Source organism: Pantoea sp. JZ29, from assembly GCF_035190385.1.
Classification (GTDB): Bacteria; Pseudomonadota; Gammaproteobacteria; order Enterobacterales; family Enterobacteriaceae; genus Pantoea; species Pantoea stewartii.
Genome location: NZ_CP045241.1, coordinates 3,195,874 through 3,212,439 on the forward strand (window position 1 = coordinate 3,195,874; position 16,566 = coordinate 3,212,439).

Genomic DNA, 16,566 nt, shown 5'->3' on the forward strand with positions numbered 1-16,566 from the left:
AAAAAACAAAAACCAGATTGTCCGCAATCTGGTTTTTTTCTGCAGTCAGAAATAAAAAGTAACACTTCTGTCATTCTGACGCGGTCTTACTCTTTATGAGAAACGCGTTCTGCAGGGGTTTCTTCCGCTGAGGTACGTGCTGCACTGGAATCTTCGTCTTTCATAGCCTTTTTAAAGCCTTTGATTGCGGAGCCCAGATCGCCACCCAGAGAGCGTAACTTGTTGGTGCCAAAAAGCAGTACGATAAGCGCACCGATAATCAGCAGCTTGGCAATACTGATACCTTCCATATTTAACCTTATAATCTGACGAATAACGGTAATGACTATTTAGGCGCAGTTTAGGGGCAACCTCAAGCGGAATCTGTAACAGAGTAAGAAAACGTCCGACGCATTTTATGCGCTACGCTTTGCCCGTTCCCCCCGCGCCTCGGGGATCAACGCGCCGGATCCAGCTCTGGCCGGGCAAAGCGACGGTTCTCCAGCACCGGCAGCAGAGCCCGCGCCGCCGCAATGCGCTGTGGGTCCAGATCGGCAACGATCAAAGCAGGCGACTCCGCGGCGCGACTTATGGGTACGCCCAGCGGATCGATCACCATACTGTTGCCAATATTACGTGCGCCGCACTCGCCCACCGCCAATACATAACAGGTATTTTCCAGCGCTCGCGTTCGGGTGAGTAAATCCCAGTGCATCTCTTTTAGCGGTCCTCTGACCCACGCTGATGGCACGACCAGCACGTCAGCACCATCCAGCACCAGACGTCGTGCCATTTCCGGAAACCGCACGTCATAGCAGGTCATCAGCCCAACGTTCATGCCCGCCACGGGCACCAACGGCGGCACGTCCTGACCGGCCTCAACCCGCGCCGATTCCTGCATTGAAAAGGCGTCGTACAGATGCAGCTTGCGGTATTCCGCCAGAATCTTGCCGTCGCGAATGGCCACCAGAACGTTAAAGACTTTATGGCTGTCGCCCGGCACATGCATCCCGAACACGGTCGTCAGCGCCTGCCCCTGGCTGGCGGTCAGTAACTGGGTCAGAAACGGGCCGTTCAGCGGTTGGGCCGCTTCCCGTATCCAGTCAGGGTTGGTCATATCTGTGGCCAGCACGGCCTCCGGTAGCACCAGCAGATCGGCGCTGGCTTCCCGGGCTTGTGCCATCATGTTTATACAGGCTTGCGCATTCTCCTGCCATTCCCGTTTAACGACAAACTGACCCAGCGCGACTTTCATTCGTCATCCTCCCTGCCGACAGCAGCCCTGCTGTGGCGCTTATAATGGCTGTAAGGCTTTCACATGGTAGCGTGGTGATTCAACATACCCTTCGCGGCCATAAAACTGGTTGGCTTTAAGGCGTGACGCATGACAATGTACTTCCATGCGATCACAGCCATGTTGCGCCGCCAGCGCTTCAGCCTGCTTAAGCAGCGTCTGGCCCACCCCTTTGCTGCGCTCACCATCGGCAATACAAAAATAGCTGATACGGGCAAAATCACCGGCCAGGGCCAGTTGTGGGATGAAGTGCATAGAGAGAAAACCCAGCACCTGATTACCGTGTTCGGCCACCAGCAGCGTTTCACTGGGATCGGTTATCAACTGGGCAAGGCGCTGTTCAATAAACGACTCTGTGCCGCCATAACCTAATTCACTTAACAGCGCGCTCAACACGAAACTGTCCCTGGCCTGGGCGGGGCGAATATTCATCCTGTCACCTCTTCCTCTGCGATGTAGAAAGGTAGTTATAACCCGATCAGCCCGAAAATGCTGCCTCGGGAGGTTGTTATAATTATGTTACAGGAGCTATCTGTGACTGGTAGCGCAATTTATGCGCTGAAATACCGTCCTGACGGCGGATAAGCGGCTGGCCGGATTAAGAAAGGTAGCAGGAAAGCAGCCGTTCGTGAGGTTAAAGTGAGCAGCACCGCAAGCAGGGTTCTCGCCGCCGCAAAAATCAGATTAACGCAGGCATAAAAAAACCCGCCAGAAGGCGGGTTTTTAGAATTCTGACTGTTAACTTACAGACTGATAACGTTAGCAGCAGATGGGCCTTTTGCGCCGTCAGTGATTTCAAACTCTACACGCTGACCTTCAGCCAGAGTTTTGAAGCCATTGCTCTGGATCGCAGAGAAGTGTACGAATACATCTTTGCTGCCATCTTCAGGAGTAATGAAACCGAATCCTTTAGATTCATTAAACCACTTAACGTTACCTTTAATCTTAGACATCTATATTACCTTTACATGAAAAATGGACACTAAACTGTGTCGTCATCTAGTACAGCAATTGCTGAAGGTTTTGTCCAGCCTGATTTGATGAAAAAGTGATAAATATCCATTTTATTTACCCTTTGGTGACTTATTCACTGGCGCGGACAGTTAAAACTGCCAGCGCACCCAGGCAAAATACACGTTCCCGTTGTTATAAGTCCCTGGAATATAAGTCATTTGAAAGTTCACCGGGCCGTAACCTACTGATGCCAGAGGTAATATAGCCGGGATGGGATAATATCCCCAGTTATCCCTTGCCGTTACCCCAACCGTATAGCCCAGTCCATAATGAAATGCCTGATTAGTGAGCGGGCGCCAGGTCGCTTCCCAGCCATAGCCTGTAAAGGGTTCCCAATGATTAAAGGAGTCTTTGAACGCCATCGCATAAAGACCATGCCAGTTCCCTTTTTCGTCGTAACGGGAAACGCCAACGCCCGCTCCCCAGGGACGTTCGTTGTAGCGATCAATATGCTCTCTGTCATAGGTCCAACGGTTGTGCCAGGTGATGGCAGGCACATAAAGATCGATGCTCTGCGGTTGTTCCCAGGTTTGCTGAACATTATCGCTAAAGGTGTTCCAGCCGGATTTGATTTGCTGGGTAAATGTGGCGGCCTGGAGGGAAAAAGAGACAAACAGGGCCAAAAAAGGGCCTGAAAAAAGAGATTTATTCACGTCAATGCTACCTGTATCGTTTCGATTAAATTCAGTATTCCACACTGAAACTCAGTAACGGAAAAACGCCTCAATCCCGGATACGTGTCCCTCTCCGGGTATTTTCAGCATGTAATTATCATTCATGTTACGGAAAAGTGGGGAAATTTTAACGTAAAAAATCTGAACACATCCCAAACGGCAAGGGCAAATAGTCGCTTACCTGCCCTTCAGCCAGCGAAACAGCAACTTACAGGCAACCGGGCTTACTGAGAAGCCCGCTAAAATATGGTGTGTCCCTGTCCTACTCCTCTATGAAACCGGGCGCTGATCCTGCTTGTGCGGGCGTACGAGGGCCTTGATGAGAAGAACAGCGATTGCGGCCAAACGTACCTGGGGACGGCACAGCCGGTCGGGATGACGCAGAGATGCAGGCTGAAATACGAAGGGGAGAGAAACAACACACAGGAAAATTTTAGGCATCGGGCACCCGTCTGGATGCCCGAAAAAACACGATCAGAAGATGAGCTTAAACACGCCTGTCAGCGTCAGCAGTCCGACGATAAAAATGATGGCGATGATCCACAAAATTATTTTCATTTCATATCCCTTACCTAATAAAACAATCCCCTGACAGTATAGGCGAGATTTTGCCGTTTGCTTTTTGCCAGCCGTGATCGCATACCGGAAGGCAATAATCGGTTTTAGCGGTTTCTTTCTGTGAGAAGTATCGCATCGCGTGGCTTTAGTGCGCCCTGCCGTTTCGTTTTGCAGATTATTCCTGGCTAAAATTTATGCCGACAGGAAAGCCCGAGAATGTTGACAGTCCAAATGCAGAGCAGGGAGAGACCTTATGAGCAGTATTAATACCAGTATGGGCCGCTACAGCCTTAAGGCAAAGTACAGCGGCGACAAAATCAAAGGTTTTTTCGCCATCAATGATGAAGGCGGCACGCAACTGACCCGACAAGAGTTTGCGGAGCATTACCTTGATGATGTGGTCAACAATGTGATTTATCCGGTTACAGGCGGTAACCGTGAGATTGCCCGCGCACTGCGAGAAGAAATGGTGAAAGCGGGTTTTGAAGATGCAGATTAACCTTTTGGGCCGCCCGTTCTGTGCGGCCCTTTTGTTTTCTACACTCTGATTTCTATACCACGTAAGAGAGCAACAAACAGCCCACCAGCCCACACACCGAAATAATGGTTTCCAGCGCAGACCAGGAGCGAAGCGTCTCGCCTATCGTCAGGTTAAAATACTCTTTAAATAACCAGAACCCCGGATCGTTAACGTGTGAAAAAATCACACTGCCCGAGCCCACCGCAATGACCATCAGTTCAGGGCTGGCACCGCTGGTCGCAATCAGTGGTGCCACAATGCCGCCTGCCGTAATGGCCGCAACGGTAGCGGATCCGAGTGCAATACGTAACACAGCAGCGATTGACCATGCCATGAAGAGAGGCGACAGACTGGTTGCATGCATCATACCGGCGATGTATTTATCCACGCCGCTGTCCACCAGGACCTGTTTAAAGGCACCGCCGCCGCCAATGATGAGCAGCATCATGGCGATAATCTTGATGGAGTCGCTCAGGGTATCCATGACCTGTTCCATACTGCGACCACGATTCAGACCGAAGGTGAAGATAGCAATCAGCACAGCAATCAGTGTCGCCATGATGGGATCGCCAAAGAACTCAGCATAAGGGAGCAAGGCATGCCCTTTAGGCAGAACCATTTCGGCCACCGCGCGCAGCGCCATCAGTATTACAGGCACAAGCGATGTCCAGACGCTGACCCCAAAGCCCGGCATTTCCGCTTCCGTGAATGTTTTGGGGTTGTACAGGCCTTCCGGAATCGGTTTATCAATGCCTTTCAGGAAACGGGCATAAACCGGCCCCGCAAGGATCACCGTTGGAATGCCCAGTAAGGTGCCAAACAGCAGCGTTTTCCCCATATCTGCGTTGAACAGCGTCGCAATGGCGGTCGGGCCCGGATGGGGAGGCAGAAAACCGTGGGTTACGGACAGTGCCGCGGCCATCGGCACGCCCACAAACAGCAGCGGGACACGTGCTGATGCGGCGACGCTAAACACCAGCGGCAGCATTAAGACAAAACCGACTTCATAAAACAGCGCAAACCCCACGATGAAGCCGGTCAGCACGAGCGCCCACTGAATATGCCGCGTGCCAAACTTCGCAATCAACGTGGTGGCAATACGCTGCGCACCGCCGCAGTCGGCCAGCAGTTTACCGAGCATCGCGCCAAAACCCATAATCAGCGCCAGACCGCCCAGCGTGCCGCCCACGCCATTTTTAATTGAAATAATCACTTTGTTGACCGGCATGCCCTGCATCACGCCCACCGCCAGCGCAACCAGAATCAACGCGATAAAACCATTAAGTTTAAAGCGAATCATCAGCAGTAACAGTAATGCCACGCCAATCGCCACATAGAGTAATGGCATAATTTTTCTCCACCTGATGCCCTGAATGATGTCAGTGCCGCTTGGTTATCGTGGTCCCGGAGGACGCTTAAAATCAGGGAAATGTCGTGACATTTATGTTTTGACACACCCTGTTACCGATAACATGTTAAGGGTAACATCCCGACTCGCGCACCACCCCGCCGTGGATGAATTTACGTTTTGCGAAGATGATCAACTTTTTAACCGACCGCTATCAGAAAGTTTCTTGAGGCCTGACGTTGGGTTTTCGTTACACTCAAAGCTTAGCGAAGAGACAAAAGGATGCGCGGGTGAGTGACAATCTGAGTGAGCTGTACAGCAATCAACATACCCTTTTTGGCCGGGGAAGCCTCAGCAAGCTGATTCCTCTGCTGGCTGCCCAACCCCAGGCCACTCTGCTCTTTTGCGGCCGGTCATTTTTGCAGGGGGAAGCTTATGCACGTATCAAAACCACCCTGAACGATCATATTGTGGGTTATGAAATTGTCAGCCATGAGGCTTCCCCGGCGGATATTGATGGCTGGGTCACCCGCTGGCGAGGGCATGTTGATCGGGTCGTCGCGATAGGCGGCGGAAGCGTACTGGATGCGGCTAAAGCCTTTAGCGCCATGATTCAGCATCCACTCTCCACGGCACGTTATCTGGAAAAAGTCGGCGATACGGCGGTCAACCCGGTTACCCTTCCCCTCATCGCCGTTCCGACCACGGCGGGCACCGGCAGCGAAGTTACCCAAAACGCGGTGGTGACCGACCAGCAGGATATCCAGATCAAAGCGTCGCTGCGTCATCCGGTATTTGTGCCGCAGGTCGCCATCCTGGATCCCGACTTACTCAAAGGCGCCCCCGATACTGTGCTGGCGACCTGCGGGATCGATGCCTTCACACATCTGTTTGAAGCCTACCTGTCTGGCAAGGGCAACCACTTTACCCGTCAGATAGCCTTGAGTGGGCTGCGTCAGTTTATCCAGGCCTGGCCGGCCTTGAACCAGTTGGATGAAACAGGCGATCGGGCGCGTGAGGCGATGATGATGGCTTCCTGGCTGGGCGGTGTCAGCCTGAGCACTGCCGGTCTGGGCGTGATTCACGGTATTGCGGGCGAGTTGGGGGCGATAAAGCCTTTCCATCATGGCGAAGTCTGCGGCAGGCTGTTATTCACGTTTCTGGACCACCTGGCCGTGAGCCAGCATCCTGAACAACGTCAGTTGATGGCCGACATGCATCAGCAGCTGTTTGGCACGCACACGGACTCTCCGGCACGTGACCTGAAAGCCTGGCTGCAACGTACCGCGATTACCGCATTCTGGCTGGATGGCCCGACGCTGAGCGAAGCGGACGTGGCCTGGATTCTGGCCCGCGCGAACAGTAAAAACAGTCTGATCAGCTACAGTAAAGATGAGATGCACGACATGCTTGTTCGTGCCTGGACCGTCACCACGTAGCCCACGGGCGGGCGTTTTGCCCGCCCGCATCAGGCCACTACCTCTGCTACGCCGCTGCTGTATTGAACGGCGCTTCCCCTGCCAGCATCTGTTCAATCACCTGCAGGACACCTTCCTCATTGTTTCCGGGAGCCAAAAAACGCGCCGTTTGCTTTACCCGTTGCGGCGCATTGCGCATGGCGAAGCTGTACCCGGACTGCTGGAGCATTTCCAGATCGTTACCGCCATCACCAAAGGCCAGCACCTGATCGTGGGAAATGTCCCAGCGCTGTGCCAGCAGGTTCAGGCCATTGGCTTTATGCTGACCGGGCACGATTAAATCTACCGAGCCGTGACCGCTGGATGTGGCTGCTGCCGATCCTGCGTGCAGGCGACCAATATCCGCCATTAAAGGCTCGACGTAATCGTCTGACAGATTCAGCGCAAATTTCAGTATCCGATCGTCAGCCACCTCATCAAGCGTACGTATTGGCTTAAGCCGGTGACAGTAGTGACGCATCTTCACCAGCCACGTTTCATCCATTCCCTCAAAATAATAGGCGCTGTTTCGTCCACAAAGCAGATAACGCAGGTCGGGATAGTGTCCGTTTTTCAACGTATCGAGCACGGCATCAATGTCGCTGCGTGAGAACGCGCCACAGAACAGCTCTTCATCCCTGTCGATAATCAGTGCGCCATTTTCAGCGACGAAGGCGATCTCGCTGGCGATCTCAGGAAAAAACGACCGCAGTTGGTGGTATTGATTGCCACTGGCGACCACAAACCTGATGTTTCGCTGGCTTAGCTGGTGGTAACAGGCAAGAAAACGGGCGCGGTTGTACTGCTTTTTGTCATCCAGAAAGGTGCCGTCCATATCAACGGCAACCATTTTTACCGTGGTCATCAGAACTCCTTAGCAGGGAAACGTTCAGGATTCACTGTCAGAATAGCCTGATAATGCAGCGTATGTGGCATAAAAAAGGGATGGCATCTGCCATCCCTTTATGGTGATCAATGAAACGCGTTGTTGAGGATGAGTGAGGTGATAATGCCGGTGGCCGCTGCAATCAGCACATAGTTACCATCGATATCCGCCCAGTGCTGCCCTTCCGGTGGCTCTCTCAACCCGCGCTCACGCCAGTCATCGATCCGGTATCTGTCGCCGCAATATTCCCGTGGAACGGGTCGGCCGCGCCGGAATTCATGCCCTTCCCACGCAAACCGATCGTGGTCGTAGTCACGACGCGCATCAGGCGGTGGCGGTCCACCCGGTCCCGGCGGTCCTTCGTGTCGCAGGCCCGGCGGGCCGAAACCATCAGGACCGCGTCCCGGATGATGCCATGGGCCACCAGGACCACCGGGGCCATCCGCCAGTCCCGGCAGGCTGTACAGGGTGCTGTATGCTAAAAGGACACTCACTAAAACTGATTTTATTTTTTTCATGGTACTGCCTCCAGTGTAACGGCGACGACGCGCCGTTATGACTACTATCGGCATGAGGCGTCACAATAAGTATCGCCAAAACTCTTAAAAGTCAGCAGATGAAAGCGCCGTGTCTCAGGACGCGCTGAACGACGCCGCAGGTGGAAGAACAACAGGGTGACAGCAGAGACTCACGCGTAATCAGGCGAGCAGGGTCAGCCCGACCATGATGTTAAACGGCACGAAAGCGCGTCAGCCAGAGGCGCGCGGTCATCGGCAACGTAACGGAATCCTTTCCGATAAGCGGATCAGCCTCAACCGCAGCGCGTTATGCAGGCTGACTCAACACATAATTCAGCCTGCACGCGGCGGTCAACAGGTTCGCGCCTCAGGGAAAGGTATCAGGGATAACTCAGCATGACGGGCGCATCCGGTAATTTAGTAAACTGGCGGATAATGTTGTGGTAATCCGCGGTAGGATCCAGGTCACTAAACTGCTTTGGATAAAGATCTTTTGCCAGAATTTCCATACCAATAATGTTGTAGGGATGGTTATAAAAGTGGTGATAAATCCCGTAGGTCTTTCCCTGTTTCACCGGCTCAATCTGCGCCAGCCCTGTGCGTTTTAGTAATGTGGTAAAAGTGGTAGCGACATCCTGTTTATTCGCCCCGTAGCCCAGCGGCAACACGTTGCTGTTGGACCGTTTCGAGCCGGTCATAATGTAAACGTCCGGCTTCATGGCGATGATCTTCTCCAGCGACACAAAACCGGCATTACCGGGCAGCAGTGACGAGCCAATATTTTTGCCGCCGACCGCCTCAACCAGCCCGCCCCAGCCGCTGTGAGCGTGGGTAAAACAGCAGCTGTCGCTGTTACCGGCGATAGGTTCAATAAAGACGGTAGGCTTGTTTTTGACCTGATCGATTTTCGTTTGCAGCGCATGCCAGCGCTGTTGATAAAAATCTGTATAGGCTTTCGCCTCCGCTTCACGGTTCAGCACGCTGCCCAGCAACGTTATCCCTGGCACCGTGTTTTGCTTAGGATGCAGTTCGTCATCGACAAACACGACCGGGATATTCAGGCTTTTCAGCGTGGTCAGTACGCCAGATTGCATCAGCGCCGGTTTGGCACGCAGTTGCGCAATCATCAGATCCGGCTTCTGCGCCAGCACGCTTTCAAGGTTTACCTGTCCCTGATCGTTGAATCCCATATCCACAATACTGGCAGCCTGCGGCCAGGTTTTCTCCAGTAGCGCCCACGTTTGCGTGTCCTGCTTTTTGGGCAGATTGTTCCAGGCCACGACGCGTTTGAACGGATTATCACGATCCAGCAACGCCAGCGCCATAATGTCGCGCCCGTCCTGCAAAATGATGTGCCGGGGCTCTTTCTGCAGCGTGATAGGCTGGCCATCCATGTCGGTGACGGTGACAGGATACGTCGTTGCCGAACAGACGGTTGAGGCCAACAATGTTGCTGCAAAAATACCGAATTTCATGTTTAGTAACCCTGTTAAGGAATAAGAATTATTCTCGTTAACTTTAACATGCAAATTCGTAAAAAATTTAAAACTTTTTTTAACGAATACGTCTGAAGCCGTGAACGGAGGATCGCTGTCCGGCAGAAACACAGGGCGGCGTTGCCAGCCGCCCGTCAGTCACGCCTGCAAAAGCGAATAGAAAATAGCGGAAATGGCAATCAGCCCACTGGCCACCACAAAGACATTACTGAGCTTGCCGCTGTATTGGCGCATGGCAGGAACACGATGAATAGCGTACATCGGCATTAAAAACAGAATGACCGCAATCACCGGGCCGCCCAGGGTTTCAATCATGCTCAGAATATTGGGATCGAGCGTCGCCACCAGCCAGGTCGTCAGCAGCATAAAGCCTGCCGTCAGGCGATTCAGCCGCTGAGGCGCAATCGTCTTGCCCCGGCTACGCAGCGCTTTGTTAACGATGCCGTTAAACCCTTCGCGTGCCCCTAAGTAGTGCCCGAGAAAGGATTTAGCGATTGCGACCATGGCGATTACCGGCCCCGTCCAGGCGATCAGCGGCGCATTAAAATGGTTCGCCAGATAGGACAATATCGTAATGTTCTGAGCTTTCGCTGACCGCAGGTCATCAGGGGACAGGCTCAGCACACAGCTGAACACAAAGAACATGACGGTCAGCACCATTAACAGGTGCGCACAGGCCAGAATCCGTGAGCATTTTTGCTCAGCCTGGGCGCCGTATTCCTGACGTTTGGCAACCGCAAATGATGAGATAATCGGCGAGTGATTAAAAGAAAAGACCATCACCGGCAGGGCCAGCCACAACGTGCTCCACAGGTTGCCGCCGCCGCTGTGCAACGTTTGTAGTGCGGCGCCGTGCCAGTGAGGAATCAGGCAGACGGCCATCAACATCAGCACCGCGACGAAGGGATATACCAGCACGCTCATCGCCTTGACAATCATGGTCTGGCCGAAGCGCACCACCGTCATCATGCCGACAATTAACAGCAGCGCCAGTAAGGCGCGCGGGGGCGCAGTCAACCCAAGTTGATTGACCATCAGGCTTTCGACCGTATTCGTCATCGCCACGCTGTACATCAGCAAAATGGGGTAGATAGCAAAGAAATAGAGCAGCGTGATCAACCTGCCTGCGCCAGCCCCAAAATGCTCCTCCACCACATCCGTGATGTCGCCCGCCGGATGACTGCCTGACAGCACGAAACGCGTTAAGGCGCGATGGGCAAAAAATGTCAGCGGAAAAGCCAGCAGCGCCATAATTATCAGCGGCAACAGACCGCCCATCCCCGCATTGATGGGCAGAAACAGGACGCCTGCGCCGATGGCGGTGCCGTACAGCCCCAGCATCCAGACGGTATCCGTTTTACGCCAGCCCGTTTCTTCTGTAATGCGGGCAGATTCCAGGGGGCGGGTGTGCGAGGTTTTCATTAGCTTTTCCAGAGTATGCATCAGCCGCAAAGGCGGCCAGTTGCGGATAAAAGTGTGGCCGTTCTCAGAGGGAACAGGTAAACGCGGGCGACAGGAATGCCTCAGGCTGCCGCTGCGTAATCGATTGCGCGTGCGTTTTTTTACACTATCTGACGACCTGAGTTCAAGTAATGCGTCATATCGTGCAGATTCCGGGCGGGTTATGCGCATCATCCCCTACAGGAAAGGCTTTACAGGCCGTGGTTGTTTCCTGGTTTCACCCCACCGCTCTGCTTACCCGTTTTTCCCTCACTACACTTCAAGCACCCTTACAAATTTTGGCGACGACTGTTGTCGGGCGGGTATCGCCGACCGCGCCGTTGCTGTCCTTCACCGGTTTACAGGAGTCAACTACATGAAAGCCTTAACCTGGCATGGTCCGCATAAAGTCAGCGTTGATAATGTTGCCGATCCCGGTCTGGAAGCGGCCGATGATATTATTCTTCGCGTTACCGCCACGGCTATTTGTGGCTCAGATCTGCACCTGTACCGGGGAAAAATCCCGGGTACGGATCATGGCGACATTTTTGGCCACGAGTTCATGGGCGAAGTGGTGGAAGCAGGTCGCGCAGTGACCGCCGTGGCAAAAGGTGATCGGGTGGTGATTCCGTTTGTGATTGCCTGCGGCGACTGCTTTTTTTGTCATCTGCATCAGTACGCCGCGTGCGAAAACACCAACAGCGGAAGAGGCGCGATCTTAAACCGCAAAAAAATTACGCCACCCGCGGCCCTGTTTGGCTACAGCAAACTGTACGGCGGTATCCCCGGCGGTCAGGCGGAATATGTCCGTGTTCCCAAAGCGAATACCGGTCCGTTTAAAGTGCCTGCAACGCTCCCGGACGAGAAAGTGCTGTTTCTGTCTGATATCCTGCCGACCGCCTGGCAGGCGGTCAAAAACGCTGAAATCAAGCCGGGTTCAAGCGTCGCGATCTTTGGTGCTGGCCCCGTCGGCTTACTCAGCGCCGCCTGCGCCCGCCTGGAGGGCGCAGAACAGATCTATATGATCGATCATAATGACTACCGGCTGGACTTTGCCCGGGAACGTTATGGTGTGATCCCGATTAATTTCGATAAAACTGACGATCCCGCCGCCTGGATCATTGAGCACAGTGCGGGCCATCGCGGCGTGGATGCGGTCATTGACGCCGTTGGTTTTGAAGCCAAGGGCAGCCTGACAGAAACGGTATTAACTAACCTGAAACTGGAAGGCAGCAGCGGGAAAGCGTTACGTCAGTGTATTGCGGCCGTTCGTCGGGGCGGGATTGTCAGCGTGCCCGGTGTGTACGCTGGCTTTATTCACGGCTTCCTGTTCGGCGATGCGTTTGACAAGGGCCTGACCTTCAAAATGGGCCAGACGCATGTTCATGCTTATCTGCCCGACCTGCTCAGCCTCATCGAAAAAGGGCATTTAACCCCGGAAGAGATTGTGACGCACCATATGCCACTGGAGGATGCGGCACGGGGCTATGCCATCTTTGAAAAACGGGAAGAAGCGTGCCGAAAAGTAATTCTGGTGCCGGGCATGACGCCAACCCAGGCGACGCTGTAGCAAACACGGGCGGGGTTTCCCGCCCGTTACAGGTTAACGGTGCTTCGCCTGGGCGTAGGCCGCATCTAAATCCAGCCGCTGCCAGAATGCCTGATCCGCGCCCGGCCCACCCAGTGGGTAACCGGCGGGTAACGCGCTTTTCACCATCAGCGCACGGCGCTGCTTCGCCGACAGTTGAGGCAAGGCGGTTTCCAGCAACACCTCTGCGCCGTCGGGAACCGTTAACCTGGCCTTATTGCCTGCCACCTTCGGCAGGTTATAGCTCATGGTGAAACGGTAAAACGGCTTCATGCTGCCAGTGCCATAGGGATCATCCTGTCCCGCAGGTTTTGCGCACACCGCTAATGTGGTACCACACTCTTTTTCCAGCGCACTGCGCAGTTGCTGGCGAGCCTCTGCGAATAACGTCCGGTAAGCAGCATCATTCAGATAATGTGCAACGTTATATTGGGCCACCATGCGCGATCCCATCACGTCCAGCGGATAATGTACGCCCAGAACCAGCCGCGAATACCCGTAACGCGCGCCCCGTTGCAGCAACGCATCAAAACGTTCCGGGATCATCTCAGCCAGCAATAACGCATCGGTGTAGCCGGTATTGGTATGTCCGCTGGGAAAAGAACCCCCATCGGCCGTATAAGGCTGGTTATCTTTGATCACCGTGTCATCCGGCACCAGATGAATCGTATTGCCTTTGTGCAGGAAAGGACGTGGATAGTCGAAGTGTTTTTTTGCCGCGCTGGTGCTGACTTCGCTGGCTTTTATCAGCGCGGCAGCTTTACTCAGCTCGCCTTTTTCATAGGCCGCAAGAAAAGCTTTACCTAAGCGCGGTCCCAGGGCATCGGCAAGGAAATACAGATAGCTAATCCCTTCGGCGTCCGCCAGCGCCTGACGGCGTTCGCCCTGCGTGGCATTAAGATTAATTGATGTCACTGTGGCCCGGTTAGCGTTCATCACGTTATCCGGCAGCGTACTGAATCCCGATAACAGCGCAATGCCCGCCTGTTGCAGGGGTTGGGTCTGGAAATTGTAGCCACTGGCTTTCAGCCAGCGATAGTCGGCAAATTTGTCACTTTGTTTCGCCTGTTTTAGCTGGTCACGGCTGAGCGTAGGTGCACCGTTCTGGATGGCCGTGCGCTCTGCCGCCAGCGCCTGCAGTTCAAGCGCATTGAATACCGGACTGGATGAGCCCTGAGACGTTTTGTTCGCCAGCGCACTGGCTTCAGACAACGGGATTGCCTGCGCCTGTTGCGTCACGAACAGCGCCGCCGCAATCAGGGTAATGTGCATTTTCATTATTATTCCTTTTTTCTCTGACCTTGCCGGTTGTCACGCTAGCATTGCTGTATGACAGTTTTATTTCGCAAGCCTGGGCCGCGCGTCAGCCGTCAGTGGCAGGCTTATCTCAGAAATCTGTCGCGCTGCGCCAGCAAAACCGCCCGAACCCGCTACGCTAAGGTAGGCATCGTTCGCGTCCGCGGCCGGGGTCGCGACATGGCCTGTCTCTCGTCGGTTGTCTGCGACTGAAGAATGCGCTGGCGAACGCAGCGTGAGGAGAAAATAAAAACAGAATTGATCGTTGATTCCCGATGCCACATTCATACACTTTCGGGTGGCCAATGCCCGCATCGGCATACGTGCTTATCAAGGGATGTTTACATGAGGTTATCCTATGCGCTTTAAAGGACTTACTATCGGGTTTTTCCTGCTGATACTGGCCATCGCGACGGTGGCTTTTTTCGAGGTATTAGCGCCCTACTTCTCGCCGATTCTCTGGGCTGCCGTGCTGGCCGTGATCTTCCATCCGCTGAAAACGTATTTGCGAGGCAAGCTGGGCGATCGTAACGGGCTTGCCGCCCTGCTGACGCTGTTATGCATCTGTCTGATCGTCTTTACGCCTTTAGCGATTATTGCGTCATCGCTGGTGGTCGAAGTGAATACGGTTTACCACAAGCTGCAAACCAACTCGGCCCAGTTCCCGGTCGTTTTCGCCGATCTGCTGCAACATCTGCCAGGCTGGGCCAAACATTACCTTGCAGAAAACAACCTGGACAATGCTACGCAGATTCAGCAAAAGCTGTCGGCCTTTGCCCTCAAAGGCGGCCAGTACCTGGCCGGTAGCGCCTTTATCATCGGTAAGGGGACATTCAGCTTCACCGTCGGCTTCGGCATCATGCTCTATCTGCTGTTCTTCCTGTTGAAAGATGGGTCGTACCTGGTCCATCTGATTCTGGAAGCGCTGCCGCTGTCTACCTATGTAAAACACCATCTGTTTAAGAAGTTTGCCGCCGTGTCGCGCGCGACGGTAAAAGGCACGGTCGTGGTCGGTGTGGTACAGGGGATTTTAGGTGGGCTCGCCTTCTGGATTACCGATATTGATGGCAGCCTGCTCTGGGGGGCCTTGATGGGTTTCCTGTCGCTTATTCCTGCCGTCGGCTCCGCTATTATCTGGGTGCCCGCTGCGATTTTCTTCTTCGCAACCGGGGCGTTGTGGAAAGGGCTGTTTCTTGTGGGCTTCTTTGTGGTCATCGTCGGGCTGGTGGATAACATCCTGCGCCCACTGCTGGTCGGCAAAGACACCAAAATGCCTGATTACCTGATCCTGATCGCCACCCTGGGCGGAATGGAAATCTACGGCATCAACGGTTTCGTCATCGGCCCGGTGATTGCTGCCCTGTTCATTGCCTGCTGGAATTTACTGTCCGGACGCGATAACCGCGAAAACATCGAGGAAATCGATGAAGAGTTTATCGAAGAGGGGAAAAAACAGTCTGATACGGCGCAGCAGGATGCCGCAGAAGCAGAGGCGGCAAAGGCCGAAGCCTTACAGGCTAAGACCGTTCCGGCCGACTCCGAACAGAAATAGGGAATAAAAAAACCCACCAGCGGTGGGTTTTTTCTACACAAAAGCGGCTTAGTTGGTCGCTTTGTTTTTCAGGTCTTCGGCACCCTGCTTGGTTTTATCCCAGCCTTTCTCGGTGCCTTCTTTGGTTTTGTGCCAGCCTTTCTGCGCACCTTCAGAGATTTTGCTTGAGGTGGCGTTGCTCTTACCTTCCGCTGCATGCTCAGACTTCAGCTTCAGCTCCTGGCCTTTGTGCTGCGTCTGATGCAGTTTTTCTTTAGCGGTATCTGCGCCTTTATGCGCTTCAGCGACAGTTTCATCCGTTGTGGTAGCAGCGAAAACTGGCGAGGCCAGTAAAACAGCAGACAGTGCAATAATTGCTTTCTTCATCGTAATTCCCTCTTGTGTGAAATTTGTCGTCTTGCGTAATTATCCTGGCACAGGAGACCAAAGAACGATTTAAGAATAGACCTGAAATGAAATATAGCGAACCTGACTGGTTAAAAGGACACCAGAGGTATAATCGTTGCCTATAACAAATCGAGTTGCTGAGGCGACGGGTCCGGTGCCGCAGGCTTGCGAACGCGACGTGGAGGAGGGGGTTGCTGCATAGCCTGGTGAATCCAGTCCATGATCACGGCTACCACATAAGCCTGCTGGTTATCAGTCAGCGTCTGATGTTGCGCAATACCGTGCCACTTTGCCAGGCATCCGCGACAGCAGGTCGCCGTCGCATGCTGAGCAATAAAGACCGGATGACCGCGCATCGGCGTTTGCTTGCCGTCATTCACCGGATGGGCGGCGGACAGACGCTGGTGGATAAACCCGGCGGCGTGCTGTTGCACCCCGGCCTGCCCTTTCGCAAGACAGTAATCGTATTCTTTACGACCCAGACGAAAACGCTGGCGAAAAGGCGAGCGCGACAGGCGCGCAAACAGGTCCTCAAACATTGTTCTTCTCTGTCTTAACG

Annotated in this window: 17 protein-coding genes; 4 read left to right on the plus strand and 13 right to left on the minus strand. The window is 53.8% G+C overall.

Translation table 11 applies throughout. The annotated features are described in order from the left end of the window. Window positions 1–86 precede the first annotated feature (86 nt). The 5 genes from tatE to pagP all read right to left on the minus strand — a co-directional run bounded on the left by tatE (window position 87) and on the right by pagP (window position 2,910). Window positions 87–290, minus strand: a complete 204-nt coding sequence (tatE, locus tag GC090_RS14910; RefSeq protein ID WP_006118401.1) for a twin-arginine translocase subunit TatE — start codon at window positions 288–290, stop codon at window positions 87–89. A gap of 146 nt (window positions 291–436) precedes the next feature. After that, complete coding sequence (locus GC090_RS14915) at window positions 437–1,234, minus strand: deaminated glutathione amidase (protein ID WP_033737454.1); 798 nt, start codon at window positions 1,232–1,234, stop codon at window positions 437–439. Window positions 1,235–1,273: 39 nt separating this feature from the next. Beyond that, entirely contained in the window at window positions 1,274–1,705 is a 432-nt protein-coding gene (locus GC090_RS14920; RefSeq protein WP_033737452.1) for a GNAT family N-acetyltransferase, read from the minus strand. A gap of 311 nt (window positions 1,706–2,016) precedes the next feature. Further along, complete coding sequence (gene cspE / locus GC090_RS14925; protein WP_006118399.1) at window positions 2,017–2,226, minus strand: transcription antiterminator/RNA stability regulator CspE; 210 nt, start codon at window positions 2,224–2,226, stop codon at window positions 2,017–2,019. 150 nt (window positions 2,227–2,376) lie between these two features. Further along, on the minus strand, window positions 2,377–2,910 hold the full coding sequence (gene pagP, locus GC090_RS14930; RefSeq protein ID WP_152998337.1) for a lipid IV(A) palmitoyltransferase PagP: 534 nt from the start codon (window positions 2,908–2,910) through the stop codon (window positions 2,377–2,379). 862 nt (window positions 2,911–3,772) lie between these two features. On the opposite strand from pagP, the gene GC090_RS14935 reads away from it, so the two are divergent. Next, the gene (locus GC090_RS14935) at window positions 3,773–4,018 is read left to right on the plus strand and encodes a hypothetical protein (RefSeq protein ID WP_006118397.1); all 246 of its coding nucleotides are present in this window, start codon (window positions 3,773–3,775) and stop codon (window positions 4,016–4,018) included. A gap of 52 nt (window positions 4,019–4,070) precedes the next feature. On the opposite strand, the gene gntT is transcribed toward GC090_RS14935, so the two are convergent. After that, a complete protein-coding gene (gntT, locus tag GC090_RS14940; protein ID WP_110267785.1) occupies window positions 4,071–5,387 on the minus strand; it encodes a gluconate transporter in 1,317 nt (438 codons plus the stop codon). A gap of 290 nt (window positions 5,388–5,677) precedes the next feature. Here gntT and GC090_RS14945 point away from each other — a divergent pair, with 290 nt between their 5' ends. Continuing rightward, window positions 5,678–6,826 carry an iron-containing alcohol dehydrogenase gene (locus GC090_RS14945; protein WP_282498591.1) on the plus strand — a complete coding sequence of 383 codons (1,149 nt, stop codon included), beginning with the start codon at window positions 5,678–5,680 and terminating at the stop codon, window positions 6,824–6,826. 46 nt (window positions 6,827–6,872) lie between these two features. Here the strand turns inward: GC090_RS14945 and GC090_RS14950 are convergent, their stop codons facing one another. The 4 genes from GC090_RS14950 to GC090_RS14965 all read right to left on the minus strand — a co-directional run bounded on the left by GC090_RS14950 (window position 6,873) and on the right by GC090_RS14965 (window position 11,166). Further along, entirely contained in the window at window positions 6,873–7,709 is an 837-nt protein-coding gene (locus GC090_RS14950; RefSeq protein WP_205951376.1) for a Cof-type HAD-IIB family hydrolase, read from the minus strand. 107 nt (window positions 7,710–7,816) lie between these two features. Then, window positions 7,817–8,248 (minus strand): RcnB family protein, encoded by a 432-nt coding sequence (locus GC090_RS14955; RefSeq protein ID WP_277281639.1) that lies wholly within the window; start codon window positions 8,246–8,248, stop codon window positions 7,817–7,819. A 380-nt stretch (window positions 8,249–8,628) separates the two neighbouring features. Then, window positions 8,629–9,723: an ABC transporter substrate-binding protein gene (locus tag GC090_RS14960; RefSeq protein WP_324020253.1), complete on the minus strand. Its 1,095-nt coding sequence runs from the start codon at window positions 9,721–9,723 to the stop codon at window positions 8,629–8,631. Between the two features lie 159 nt (window positions 9,724–9,882). Then, window positions 9,883–11,166, minus strand: a complete 1,284-nt coding sequence (locus GC090_RS14965; RefSeq protein ID WP_054634333.1) for an HAAAP family serine/threonine permease — start codon at window positions 11,164–11,166, stop codon at window positions 9,883–9,885. Between the two features lie 394 nt (window positions 11,167–11,560). Between GC090_RS14965 and GC090_RS14970 the strand changes: the two genes are divergently transcribed. Then, a complete protein-coding gene (locus tag GC090_RS14970) occupies window positions 11,561–12,754 on the plus strand; it encodes a zinc-dependent alcohol dehydrogenase (RefSeq protein WP_054634334.1) in 1,194 nt (397 codons plus the stop codon). A gap of 33 nt (window positions 12,755–12,787) precedes the next feature. Here GC090_RS14970 and GC090_RS14975 read toward each other — a convergent pair whose 3' ends face one another. Further along, a complete protein-coding gene (locus tag GC090_RS14975) occupies window positions 12,788–14,050 on the minus strand; it encodes an acid phosphatase (RefSeq protein ID WP_324020256.1) in 1,263 nt (420 codons plus the stop codon). A 376-nt stretch (window positions 14,051–14,426) separates the two neighbouring features. On the opposite strand from GC090_RS14975, the gene GC090_RS14980 reads away from it, so the two are divergent. Beyond that, entirely contained in the window at window positions 14,427–15,620 is a 1,194-nt protein-coding gene (locus tag GC090_RS14980; protein ID WP_205954990.1) for an AI-2E family transporter, read from the plus strand. A gap of 48 nt (window positions 15,621–15,668) precedes the next feature. Here the strand turns inward: GC090_RS14980 and GC090_RS14985 are convergent, their stop codons facing one another. Together GC090_RS14985 and GC090_RS14990 are read right to left on the minus strand one after the other, a co-directional pair. Further along, the gene (locus GC090_RS14985) at window positions 15,669–15,986 is read right to left on the minus strand and encodes a KPN_00521 family repetitive protein (RefSeq protein WP_033737439.1); all 318 of its coding nucleotides are present in this window, start codon (window positions 15,984–15,986) and stop codon (window positions 15,669–15,671) included. Window positions 15,987–16,126: 140 nt separating this feature from the next. Further along, window positions 16,127–16,546, minus strand: coding sequence for a DUF4186 domain-containing protein (locus tag GC090_RS14990; protein WP_039342914.1), 420 nt, complete (start codon window positions 16,544–16,546; stop codon window positions 16,127–16,129). Window positions 16,547–16,566 lie beyond the last annotated feature (20 nt).